15 protein-coding genes are annotated in these 11,959 nt (G+C 42.4%); 8 read left to right on the forward strand and 7 right to left on the reverse strand.

The genetic code is table 11. The features are described from left to right. The first annotated feature begins 9 nt into the window (after nt 1–9). Nucleotides 10–501, forward strand: a complete 492-nt coding sequence (locus NRIC_RS02420; protein WP_146621107.1) for a GyrI-like domain-containing protein — start codon at nt 10–12, stop codon at nt 499–501. 32 nt (nt 502–533) lie between these two features. Here NRIC_RS02420 and mgsA read toward each other — a convergent pair whose 3' ends face one another. Next, on the reverse strand, nt 534–956 hold the full coding sequence (gene mgsA, locus NRIC_RS02425; RefSeq protein ID WP_146621108.1) for a methylglyoxal synthase: 423 nt from the start codon (nt 954–956) through the stop codon (nt 534–536). Between the two features lie 89 nt (nt 957–1,045). Beyond that, nucleotides 1,046–1,660 carry a histidine phosphatase family protein gene (locus NRIC_RS02430; RefSeq protein WP_146621109.1) on the reverse strand — a complete coding sequence of 205 codons (615 nt, stop codon included), beginning with the start codon at nt 1,658–1,660 and terminating at the stop codon, nt 1,046–1,048. Between the two features lie 323 nt (nt 1,661–1,983). Here NRIC_RS02430 and NRIC_RS02435 point away from each other — a divergent pair, with 323 nt between their 5' ends. Then, nucleotides 1,984–2,247 carry a hypothetical protein gene (locus NRIC_RS02435; protein ID WP_146621110.1) on the forward strand — a complete coding sequence of 88 codons (264 nt, stop codon included), beginning with the start codon at nt 1,984–1,986 and terminating at the stop codon, nt 2,245–2,247. Nucleotides 2,248–2,281: 34 nt separating this feature from the next. Next, entirely contained in the window at nt 2,282–3,028 is a 747-nt protein-coding gene (locus tag NRIC_RS02440; protein ID WP_146621111.1) for a YdcF family protein, read from the forward strand. 42 nt (nt 3,029–3,070) lie between these two features. On the opposite strand, the gene NRIC_RS02445 is transcribed toward NRIC_RS02440, so the two are convergent. Then, nucleotides 3,071–3,313 carry a hypothetical protein gene (locus NRIC_RS02445; RefSeq protein ID WP_146621112.1) on the reverse strand — a complete coding sequence of 81 codons (243 nt, stop codon included), beginning with the start codon at nt 3,311–3,313 and terminating at the stop codon, nt 3,071–3,073. A 189-nt stretch (nt 3,314–3,502) separates the two neighbouring features. On the opposite strand from NRIC_RS02445, the gene NRIC_RS02450 reads away from it, so the two are divergent. The 5 genes from NRIC_RS02450 (at nt 3,503) to NRIC_RS02470 (ending at nt 8,114) form a co-directional block, all read left to right on the forward strand. After that, nucleotides 3,503–3,940, forward strand: a complete 438-nt coding sequence (locus tag NRIC_RS02450) for a GNAT family N-acetyltransferase (protein WP_146621113.1) — start codon at nt 3,503–3,505, stop codon at nt 3,938–3,940. A gap of 104 nt (nt 3,941–4,044) precedes the next feature. Then, entirely contained in the window at nt 4,045–5,646 is a 1,602-nt protein-coding gene (aspD, locus tag NRIC_RS02455; RefSeq protein WP_146621114.1) for an aspartate 4-decarboxylase, read from the forward strand. A gap of 192 nt (nt 5,647–5,838) precedes the next feature. After that, a complete protein-coding gene (gene thiD, locus NRIC_RS02460; RefSeq protein WP_146621115.1) occupies nt 5,839–6,660 on the forward strand; it encodes a bifunctional hydroxymethylpyrimidine kinase/phosphomethylpyrimidine kinase in 822 nt (273 codons plus the stop codon). Further along, the gene (locus tag NRIC_RS02465; protein WP_146621116.1) at nt 6,650–7,198 is read left to right on the forward strand and encodes an ECF transporter S component; all 549 of its coding nucleotides are present in this window, start codon (nt 6,650–6,652) and stop codon (nt 7,196–7,198) included. Before thiD ends, NRIC_RS02465 begins: the two co-directional genes overlap by 11 nt. A 142-nt stretch (nt 7,199–7,340) precedes the next feature. Further along, complete coding sequence (locus tag NRIC_RS02470; RefSeq protein WP_146621117.1) at nt 7,341–8,114, forward strand: DeoR/GlpR family DNA-binding transcription regulator; 774 nt, start codon at nt 7,341–7,343, stop codon at nt 8,112–8,114. Nucleotides 8,115–8,192: 78 nt separating this feature from the next. Here NRIC_RS02470 and NRIC_RS02475 read toward each other — a convergent pair whose 3' ends face one another. Genes NRIC_RS02475 through argH form a run of 4 tightly spaced genes read right to left on the reverse strand, consistent with a single transcriptional unit; the run spans nt 8,193 to nt 11,851 of the window. After that, a complete protein-coding gene (locus tag NRIC_RS02475) occupies nt 8,193–9,041 on the reverse strand; it encodes a substrate-binding periplasmic protein (protein ID WP_146621118.1) in 849 nt (282 codons plus the stop codon). Between the two features lie 16 nt (nt 9,042–9,057). Then, nucleotides 9,058–9,780, reverse strand: coding sequence for an amino acid ABC transporter ATP-binding protein (locus NRIC_RS02480; protein WP_146621119.1), 723 nt, complete (start codon nt 9,778–9,780; stop codon nt 9,058–9,060). After that, nucleotides 9,767–10,519, reverse strand: a complete 753-nt coding sequence (locus NRIC_RS02485) for an amino acid ABC transporter permease (RefSeq protein ID WP_146621124.1) — start codon at nt 10,517–10,519, stop codon at nt 9,767–9,769. The genes NRIC_RS02480 and NRIC_RS02485 overlap by 14 nt, the downstream gene beginning before the upstream one ends. Nucleotides 10,520–10,522: 3 nt before the next feature. Continuing rightward, entirely contained in the window at nt 10,523–11,851 is a 1,329-nt protein-coding gene (gene argH / locus NRIC_RS02490) for an argininosuccinate lyase (protein ID WP_146621120.1), read from the reverse strand. Between the last annotated feature and the right edge of the window lie 108 nt (nt 11,852–11,959).

Below are 11,959 nucleotides of genomic sequence, written 5' to 3' on the forward strand. Positions count from 1 at the left end.
GATGATGTTATGCAGATCGAAAAAATTACAAAACCGGACCAGTTGATCGTTTCAACCTCCGCCCATCTTTCTTATGAACATTTGCCGGAATACATTGGAAGGTCTTATATCGAGTTGTTGACTTACAGTGAAACTCATCAGGCTGCGACTGTGGGAACTCCTTTTGTATCTTATTTGAACTTGGGAAAAGACGGCATGCCCAAAGATGAGCTTTATCATGTGGAGATCGGTCTGCCGATCGATCGCATGATCCCTGAAAATGAAAAGTTTCAAGTCTATACCCAGCCGGCTTATCAAGCTATGCGCACGTTGATTATCGGCGATTATGATGAATTGACCGAACCATACAAGGAACTGCTGCAGGCCATTAAATATGACAACGGGGTCTTCGCTTCAAGAAGTTATGAATACTTTTTGACCAACGAGACTGTCCCATTGGCAGAACAGGAAACGATGATCGAACTGGCTTACATCCCCAAAAAACGCTTGACCGCTCAATAAGTAGAGGGCAAGCGTTTTTTGCTGTTTCTTTTTTATAGTGAGATCGGTTGATCATTGTTCTCATGAACGATCTCGCGAAAGTTCAGCATTCCTGCCTGCAGCCCGCGAATCAAAACTTCAGCAGTTCCAATGTTGGTTGCCAAAGGAATTTCGTAAACGTCACACAAACGAATCAATGCATTGACATCCGGTTCATGAGGCTGTGCCGCTAGAGGATCGCGCATAAAAATGATCAAATCCATCGCATCCTCAGAGATCATGGCCCCGATCTGTTGATCTCCCCCTAAAGGTCCTGATTTAAATCGATGTACTGGCAAATCAGTCGCTTCCATTACTTTAGTTCCTGTTGTTCCGGTAGCATAGAGCTCGTGATTCTTTAAAATTTCCCTGTAAGCAGTGGCAAATTTGATCATCAATTCTTTTTTTCGATCGTGAGCGATCAACGCAATTTTCATAGTATTCCTCCTTGCATTGTCTTAGATTTATTGGTAATCATCTGTTTGTCTTGCAGTGAATCAGCAGTCAGATGGCTGTTTCTATTGACTTAATAAGTTTGTCCCCACAAGCTAAACCGATACCCATCTTCTTCTGAAACTGCTATGGTCAGACTTGAATTATCAAAAGCAGGCTGCTCACGAATTTTAGATAATGGGATTCCCTTCATCGTATTCAGCAACGTACGTAAGACGATTCCATGACTGACAATCAACAATGTGCCTTCTGGATAATGCTCTTTCAGCTCTTCGATGACCTCCGTGCTGCGTGAAAGGACTTGCTCATAGCTCTCGGCAGAAACAGCATCCGCATCAAAACGCTCTGGGTGATGAAAATAATTCTCGAAAGCGGGGTGCTTTCTCACCTCTTCGACCTTTTGGCCTTCCCATTCGCCAACATTCATTTCCTTTAGTCGATCCTCCGTCTGGATCATATCCGGTTTTAAAAAGCGATGTTGACTTAATATGATCTGGCCGGTTGTTTGTGCTCGCAATTGCGAAGAAGTAATCACCTTGTCAAAGGGAACCTCCTTCACCTGTTGTCCCAATCGTTCGGTAGCCGCGACCCCTTCAGGTGTCAGCGGAGAGTCCACTGTTCCGCCATTAAAGCGGCCCTCTTGATTAATTTCAGTAATCCCGTGACGAACAAAGTAAAAAGTTGTCATTCTTCCACCTCTTTTCGCTTTGAGTATACACTAAGTTTGCCCATCCGAATATCGTTTCACCTGTTTTTTTTGCTCGGATTTTACTATTTTGTCCTTTTGGAAAATCGCGTGGCGATCATCCTTATAAGAGGAAAACAGTCTCAAACTATTGAGTACTCAAGCCTGTAAACTATCATCCATGGACTCAATGACTTCAAAGCCAATGAACGAACAACAAAAGAAAAAAACCATTTGTCTTAGCATCCGTCTAAAATCTAAGATGACATTGGAAACGGAATCACTTATAATAAAATCTATAGAGCCGTTGATGGGGAGCGAAAAAAATGCAAAAACAAAGACCACAGAGAAACAGCACCGACTTCGCGGTAGCGACCGCAGGATTATTCAGCTTAGTGTTAAGCAGTGTGCTACTGATTGCGCGCATTTTACAGCATCGGGAGATGTTGGATCTGCTTTGCTTGCTCTCTGGTGCAGCATCCGCTTTCTGCTACGGAAAATTCATTGAAGAACGCGAGAAAACGTGGCTTGGTTTAGCTGGGCTCCTGCTTCTGGCTTGTATTTTTTTCTTCGTTAAATACATTCTTTAACAGAGACTCGTTCTCTGTTTTTTTGGAGGTTTTTATGCAAGAGCTTACCCGATTAGTGAACTATCTGACCAGTTTCGAAAAGCAGAATGACTTTAAAAGCGAGACCTTGCTTGTTGCCGGCAACAGCATTCCGGACTTAATTGCAGAAGCAGCAGCCTTTTGTCGAGAAAACGGGACAATCCGAACAATTCTTTTTTCAGGCGGTATCGGGCATGCAACAGGACGTTTGATCGAGAATATCCGTCTTCAGGTTCCGAATTTCAAGCCAGTGAAGGATTGGGAGAAAAGCAGTGAAGCTGAACTGATGGCAGAACTATTCCTTTTTTTTAACGGACCTAGTTCAGAGATCAGCATTCTTTTAGAAAAGCATTCTACAAACACTGGAGAGAATGCTCGTTTCTCTCGACAGCTGCTTGAAAAAAATCTGCCGAATCACATTTGGCTGGTCCAAGATCCCTTGCTGCAAAAGCGGACGATGTATACGATCGCTAAAGAATGGGCCTTGCCGCTTCATGCAATTCGGCCAATCCCGATGACAATGCCCCGGCTACTTTCCTATTCAGCCGAAGGACCTAGATTTCAAGACGCAAGAATGAATGAATGGTGGGCAAAAGATTATTTTCTTTCCTTGGCGATCGGCGAAGTTCGCCGGCTGATTGATGATTCGGATGGCTACGGGCCAAACGGTGCAGGCTTCATTCCTCATGTAGAAATTCCGAAATCTGTCATCGCTGATTACCACATGTGTAAGCAACTCTTAGGAAAAGATGTCCGAGCATAAAAAATCGCATGGGAAACAGTGATCCCATGCGATTTTTCGTGGTCAAAATAGAAAAGACATCATCCAATCCCAAATGCCGTTGAAAAAATTTCCTATTTGTTGAAATAGACCACCGAAATTCGGTGTATCCAGAAACGAGTTGAATTGCGTAATCAACTGATCCTTATAGGTATATAAAACGAACAACAGAAACAAAACCCCTGCGATCCGCCACAAAAACGATCCGACTTTCACAACAAAATAAATCAACAGTGCGATAAACACGATCGCAATCAATTGCTCCACTGGTTTCCCTCCTAAGTAAAACGGACAATCCCGTTTATTGTGTTCTTATCTTGTGTCTAGTATCACCGAATGCTGCTTAATTGTCATGCGTCTTGCGACTGATTTAAGCAAATCTATAAAGGAAACTTCCATACTCGAATTTTTTCTAAGGGTATGAGAAAATCATTTCATAAAAAGGAGTTGACCAAAATGATTCGACGAATTGCTGAAAAGGAAGACTACCCTGTTTTGCAGGACTTATGGGAGCGCTCTGTAATTGCGACCCATGATTTTCTGTCTGAGGAAGATCGAAAACAAATCAAAAGCAACCTGCCGCAAGCATTTGAACAAGTTGCAGTGACTCTTTGGTATGATTATGACAAGCTAGTCGGCTTTACCGGTACATACAACGGAAAACTGGAGATGTTTTTTCTAGAGCCTTCCCTGCGCCAACAAGGCTTTGGAAGCATGATCTTGACTGAATTAATGAAGGTTGAGAACATTCATTCTGTTGACGTCAACACACAGAATCATTCCGCCCTAACCTTTTATCTTCGACGCGGATTCGAAATTGATTTTGAAGAAGCCTTCGATGATCAAGGACGTCCCTACCCGATCACCCATTTAAAATGGCCGGAAAAAGGATGAGGTTTTGCTTATTTGCTTAAAAGAAAACTCTTAGAGGTTTTACCTTACTTTTCAAAGCTCATTGACTATGATGAGGGCATAACCTATGAAGTGAGGAAGAGAAGATGCCTATCGTTACAGAAGAAGCCCTTGAAGAATTAAGTCCCTTTGAACTCAGCTTATTTTTAGAGCAAAAGGTCCACGAGAACAACGACGAACGAACTACTTTGCTGAATGCAGGTCGCGGCAATCCAAATTGGACCGCTCCGACACCCAGAGAGGCCTATTTCTTATTAGGACAGTTTGCAGTGCAAGAGACTTTGTATGATACGGAGCAGCTGACTGGTAGTATGATTACGGAGCAAGAAGGTCGAGAACAGCGTTTTTTAACATTTTTAGCGGGTCATCCAGGAAAAGGAGCCGCTTTTTTAAAGAAAATTTGGTTTTCGGATAATAACTACTTAGGAATGCCGAAAAACCTTTGGCTCACCCAAATAATCGATCACATTATTGGAGACAACTATCCTCACCCAGTTCGCTGTCTGACAGCTTGCGAAACACCGATCAAGGCTTATTTGAACCAGGAATTATTTGCAGATCAGGCAGCACCTTTTGATATTTTTGCAGTGGAAGGTGGAACGGCTGGTATTTGCTACATCTTTGATACCCTAATCCATAACTTTTTGCTGAAGCAAGGAGATAAGATCGCCTTGATGCTGCCGACCTTTGCTCCTTATTTAGAAATTCCAGAACTGCCGCAATATGCTTTTGATGTGGTTAAGCTTCAAGCCAAGCAGACCATATTGGAAGGAAAAATGAGTTATCAGTTTCCCGATAGTGAGATCAATAAATTAAGGGATACCAGTATCAAAGCAGTCTTCGTGGTCAATCCCAGCAATCCGACTGCGAATGCCATCTGTCCTTCTACGATTCAGTTGCTGAAAAAAATCGTCAAGGAAGATCACCCGGAGTTGATGATTTTAACGGATGATGTTTACGGTACCTTTGTTCCAGAATTTCGCTCATTGTTCGCGGAGCTGCCTTACAATACGACCTGTATTTATTCCTACTCCAAATATTTCGGTGCGACTGGCTGGCGGATTGGTACGATTGCTGTCGCAAAAGATAATTTATTTGATGATCTGATCACTCAGCTGCCAGAGCCGCTGAAAACCCGTCTGAATGCTCGATACGCTTCTTTGGCCTCTGATCCTTCTACCATTTCCTTTATCGATCGGATCGTAGCAGACAGCCGTGATATTGCACTGAATCATGCAGCGGGTCTCTCCTCTCCTCAGCAAGTGATGATGACGCTTTTCAGCCTCTACTCTCTTTTAGACGAGGGCCAAGCATACAAGCAGGAAGTCATGACGATTTGTCATGAACGAGAAAAACTTTTGTTCCACACGCTAGGTCTAGAAGAGCCGCTAAAAGCCTTGGATACCGCTTATTATTGCGAAATCAACTTTGAAGAATGGACGAGAAAACGCTATGGCGCAGAATTTTCAAATTACTTAAAAAATTCTTGGACAGTCACCAAGATTTTGACCATTTTAGCTGAAAAAGAAAAGCTGATGTTGTTAAAAGCCAATGCTTTTGGCAGCGATGAATGGTCTGTTCGCATTTCTCTAGCCAATCTGTCGACCAATCAATATGCCGAGGTTGGCCAACGCATTATTCATCTAATCGAAGACATTCGGGATGAATGGCTACTTACTCAACAATAATCTCAGCAATAATCGATGACGAGAAATCTGTTCAGGTTTCTCGTTTTTTGAATTGGATGAGTAAAAAAACAACCAATTGGCTGTTTTCAAGCTGAATGGTTTTCGATACTCTAGGAAAGTAGTTTTTATCTGTCACTGTTAACGAATGAACAAGATGATTTTCAATCACTTAAATCTATGAGGAGGGATTTTATGAAGAAAGCCATCACAATCGCCGGTTCGGATGCAACTGGCGGCGGTGGACTTGAGGCCGATTTGAAGGTTTTTCAAGAATTTGGGCTTTATGGATTTGCAGCGATCACCTCGATCGTTACAATGGATCCCACAACAGGGGGCTTTTCGATGACCCCTTTAGCAATCAATCTGCTTGAAAAACAAATCGACACCATTTTTGCCGGACCCTTTGATGCAATCAAAACCGGTTTGCTGCCGTCTGCTGACATGATCAGATATGTAGCAAAGCGGCTACAGGATCGAAGCGAAAAAATCGTAGTTGACCCCGTCGTCGGCGGCAAAGGAACACATGATTTCATTAATGCTGATCCAGTAGAGGCCCTTCGAAAGCACTTGTTGCCGCTAGCGTTTGTTACAACGCCTAATTTAAGAGAAGCTGAGCTGTTGGCAGATGTAGCGACCATTCAGACGAAAGACCAGATGAAAGAGGCCGCACAAATCATTCATGCTTTTGGGGTCCAACATGTTGTGATCAAAGGCGGCACCCGCCTTCCTTTCGACGAGGCATTGGATTTGCATTTTGATGGAAAAATTTTTACCTTTTTTCAACATGAATTACTTGATCTACCATACAATCATGGCGCTGGATGTACTTTTGCAGCTGCGATCACCGCTAGTTTGGCAAAAAATCTGCCAATATTAGAAGCCATTCAAACAGCAATTGACTTCACTGCCGCAGCTATCGAAGCTGGAACAAAGATCAACCCTTTCACTGGACATGTCTGGCACGGTGCTTATACTCACGCAGAACGTAGAATGGAGAGTCCTTATGACAAATAATCGTAGAGTTCAAAATATCGTATTGATCGCCCTTTTCACAGCACTGACCTTTAGTGGGACCATGATCAAGATCCCTTTGCCTACGGGTGCCTTTATTCACTTTGGCAACGCAATGGTTCTCTTGGCAGTTCTTCTCGTCGGGTACTGGCAAGGTGCCTTGGCTGGCGGACTGGGTTTCTTTATCTTTGATATCTTGAACGGATTTGCAGCAGAGGCTCCTTATTTTTTAGTGGAGAGCTTTGTCGTTGGGGCAGCAGCATATGCCGGCTTTTTGATTTTTCATAAAAAGCCAACTCATGCCAGTCAGATCATGCTTATTGGAGTGATGGCCGGCATCGCAAAATTCATAATGTCCGTAATCAAGGCAACGGTGATGGCCGTGATCGCCGGTGCTGATGTAGAGCCTGCTTTTTTCGCAGCATTAGCCACTATGCCAGCCACGGTCATCAATATCTTTTCGACGATTTTCATCGTTACCCTAGTCTTCTTCCCTTTGCGTCGAGCGATGCATCTGATCTTTCACAACCAGCCGCAATAGATTACTTCTTCGATGGAGAATTCTCTTAGGATCAGTTGACAGAACCCTTTCTTTTTCAGTACACTCTACTAAAAGAGGATTCTTTTATAAAAAAAATGTAAACGGTTTGACTAGAGAAGGACTAAAGAATCGAGGGATACTGATGCTTACAGAAGAACGAAGGGCCAAAATATTAAATCAAATAGAAGAAAAACAGTTTATTTCCGTCAACCAACTTTCAGAGATTTTTAATGTCCATGAAACCACGATCCGTCGCGATCTAGATGAACTTGAAGCTCAAGGTGCTGTCTCTCGAATCCACGGAGGTGTTGTCCCGGTCAGCGTGAAGCGCGACGAACCAGATTTTGAAGACCGAGCAACCGAAAACATCAATGAAAAGGTACGGATCGGCAAATACGCGGCTACCTTAATTTCTGATGGTGAATGTGTCATTTTAGATTCAGGGACGACCACTTTGCAAATTGCCAAAGCGTTAAACGAAAATAACAATTATCAGGCACTAACGGTCATTACGAATGACGTTAACATTGCCTCTGTTTTACGGACCAATCGGAAGATCACTACAATCGTTACCGGTGGAACTCTGTTTCATGACAGCTTTATGCTGAATGGACAGATCACAAACGAAACTTTGGAAAAACTCAATGTCGACAAAGTGTTTATCGCTACGCCAGCCTTGAATATTGAGAAAGGACTGACCCATTTCAACGAATTATTGGTGCCTGCAAAGACCCACATGATTAAAGCGGCCAAAACACGGATCGTGGTGACTGACCATACGAAGATCGGACATCGTGCGTTGTATACATTTTTACCGATCACCGAGATCGATTTATTGGTGTCAGACAAGGACTTGGAAGCGGCAACGAAAGAGATCATGCTGGAAAATGGTGTAAAGCAGATTACACTGGTGTGAGGAACAGATCGACCCATTAAAAAAAAGAACAAGCCGATTATCGCAATCCAGAGAATAATCGGCTTGTTCCTTTTTTACTTATTTCTTTTTGTTTTCTTCGATGAACTTTTCACCCATCCATCGTGAAGCAATGTCATCCATGGTTCCATCTTCACGGTACTGATTGATATAGGTGTTGAAATCAGCAGTTAATTCTGAATCTTTTTGAAAGGCAATATTAAAGGTATTATCTCCAGTGATTCCTAGCTCTTCGTCACTAAAAATGATATAAGAGTAATCTGGATTTTTTTCTGATTCGATTGCGGCTTTTGTAGCATCCATCATCGCACCATCCACCCGGCCATTGTATAGATCTTGAAGAACCGCCGCTCCTGAATCAAAAGGAGTCACCTCCGCTCCCATACTTTGCGCTTGTTTTTCATAATTGGTTCCAAAACTTACAGCAATCTTTTTGCCCTTCATGTCTTCAACCGTCTTAATTTCACGGTCTTTCGGGAAAATCACACCTGTTTTTGTGTAAAAATACGGGTCAGAGAAGTCGACACTCTTTGCTCGTTCCTCAGTGGCTGTCATCCCTGAAATAATCAAATCTGCACGTCCGGATTGCAATTCACCAATCAAGCCTTTAAATTCCGTTTCAATAATCTCGTATTTAAAGCCCATATCTTTTGCCAATTGGTCCATTAGATCTACGTCAAATCCAACTACCTCTGTTTCACCCTTATCGTTTAATTCAGCTGATTCAAAAGGAACAAAATTTGGACTCATCGCGACCTTTAAGGTTTGACCTGCAAGTGGTTTTGAGGCATCTGCTGAAGATGAGCTTGCTTCGTTCGTGCTGTCTGCCGTTCCGCCGTCTCCTCCGCCGCAACCTGCCAATAATCCAACCAATCCTACTGCTGCTAATACACATTTCCACTTTTTCATATTTTTCCCATCCTTTTTATAAGACTTTCGCTAAGAACTCTTTGGCTCTTTGTGATTTTGGTTCAGTAAAGAAAATTTCTGGTGTAGCGTCTTCTTCAATAATTCCGTTCTCAACAAAACAGATCCGATCTGCCACCTCTCTGGCGAAACCCATTTCGTGAGTAACTAAAGCCATCGTAATGTTCGTATCCGCTAATCCTTTGATCACTGCCAACACTTCTTTGACCATCTCAGGATCCAGTGCGCTGGTAGGTTCATCAAACAGCATGACTTCTGGCTCCATACAAAGGGCTCGTGCAATCGCTACCCGTTGTTTTTGACCTCCAGAAAGTTTTGAAGGATATTCATTTTCTTTGTCGCTTAACCCCACTCGCTGAAGTAAATTCCTAGCCTTTTCAATTGCCACCTTTTTATCCAATTTTTTGACTTTCATTGGAGCATAAATCATGTTTTCCAACACTGTTTTATGAGGAAACAAATTGAAATGCTGAAAAACCATGCCCGTGTTCTCCCGAACCTTTTTGATATCGATGGTTTTTTGAGTAATGTCTTGTCCATCAATAATAATCTCACCATCATTCGGCTTTTCCAACAGATTCATACATCTCAGAATGGTGGATTTCCCCGAACCTGAAGGACCAATGATCGCAACGATCTCTCCTTTGGCAATTTGTAGATTGACACCCTTTAGCACCTCAACAGAACCAAAAGATTTGTGAAGATTTCTAATATCGATCACTGCGCTTCAGCCTCCTTTCAATAAATCCGGCAAAGGTATTCAAAATCATTACTAAGACGTAATAAATCAATGCCACCACAATAAATGGTTCGAAAGCTAAATAAGTAGCATTCATTGCTACTTGAGCAGAGCGCATCAGATCAAGCATGCCGATGGTCGAAACCAGTGAAGACTCTTTCAATAAGGCAATGGTTTCGTTGACTAATGCAGGTAAAACCGTTTTTAAAGCTTGTGGGATGATGATATCGATCATCGTATCTTTTTTTGAGACTCCTAACGAAAGAGCTGCCTCCATTTGCCCCACATCAACTGCTTCGATACCGCCGCGTAATATCTCCGAAATGTAGGCCGCAGAATTCAGTGAGAAGGCAATTACGGCCGCATTGAATGCTGGAATCTCATAATTTGTCAACTGAGGCGTCGCAAAATAAACAATGAATACCTGGACTAGTAAAGGTGTACCACGAAAAATCGATGTATAAAATTGTGCCAGCAGTTTTAAAGGTTTAATGCCTGACACTTTAATTACTGATAGAAGGATGCCTAAAACCAATCCTCCTAATAAAGAGAACATGGTGATTTGCAAGGTGCTTTTTAAGCCGTTGATATATACATTCTTGTATGGGACGATCCGGTCAAAGGCCAAATCCAATCCTGCAGCTTGTACTGGCAGATTTGCTGCAAAAAACAGAAGGAACAATGCTGAAACCGTCAAAAGGATAAGATGTTTTCTCTTCATCACTTAACTCCCTCCCCGAATTTCTCTTTTGTTTCCTTGATTCAAGCTACTCTCGTATTCGAGATACTCAAAAATATCTTCATCAATATGTTCGGAATATTGCTGGAAGGTTTCTAAAGATAATTCCTCGATCGAACATTGTTTTTCTTCACAGTACAAAACAATGCATCCTACAATGTCATGGGCATCACGAAATGCAACCCCTTTTTTCACCAAGTAGTCAGCTAAATCTGTGGCATTTAAAAAACCGTCCTTCATGGCCTGCTGCATCTTTTCTGGATGAACCTTCAACGTAACCAGCATTCTTTGCATGATGGTTAGTGTTTGATCTGTCCGATCGAAGGCTGAAATAAAAGCCTCTTTGTCTAGCTGCATATCCTTATTATAGGTTAAAGGCAATCCTTTCATTATGGTCAACATTGAAACTAGCGAACCGATTGCCAGCCCAGCATGTCCACGGACTAGTTCAGCGGCATCAGGATTTTTCTTTTGCGGCATCATACTGCTGCCAGTGGCATAGGCATCGTCAATGGTGATAAACTTGAATTCTTGAGAACACCACAAAATTAGTTCCTCGCTTAAGCGACTCAAATGCACAGCGATCAATGAACAGGCTGAAAGTAGTTCAATGATATAATCACGATCACTCACAGCATCCATAAAATTTGCTGATGGAGTCCGAAAGTGCAGGTAATCAGTGGTAATCTCACGATCAATCGGATGAGTCGTACCCGCTAACGCACCTGCACCTAACGGATTTTCGTCCATGATCGCCAACGCATTTTCCACACGAGCTCTATCGCGTTTAAACATTTCTACGTAAGCTCCCAAATGGTATTGAAAGGTCACCACTTGAGCTCTCTGCAAATGGGTATATCCGGGCATCAATACCGGATTTGCCGCGCCTTTTTCTTGTAAAGCTGCAATCAGCTGCTCCAGTAGTTCGATAAAATGCAACCCTCTTTTGCGACAGTATAGCTTGGTATCCACAGCAACTTGATCATTTCGACTTCGTGCAGTATGTAATTTTTTACCCAGCTCACCAATACGTTGTGTCAATGTCAATTCAGTAAAACTATGGATGTCTTCAAACGCCTCTTCATCGATCACCAGCTCACCTGACTGAAGTTCTTTCAAGATTGATTCAAGGCCACTAACTATTTTTCTGCTCTCTTGGGTGGTTAAAATACCTGCCTCACCCAACATCTGTGCGTGAGCGATACTACCAATAATGTCTTCTTCATAATAGCGCTTCCCTAACGGTAGAGAATTATCAAATGTTTTCATCAATAGATCCTCTTCTTTATTGAAACGCCCTCCCCATAACTTCATCCTTTTTCTCCCTTGTTTTTATACATTATTTTGACAACAATTTGTTAACGTGTATAATTGAGCTAATTTCATAATTATCAGCCCTTGTTATATCAATGTTTTCAAAGC

The sequence above is a fragment of the Enterococcus florum genome (assembly GCF_004309355.1).
Taxonomy (GTDB): domain Bacteria; phylum Bacillota; class Bacilli; order Lactobacillales; family Enterococcaceae; genus Enterococcus_A; species Enterococcus_A florum.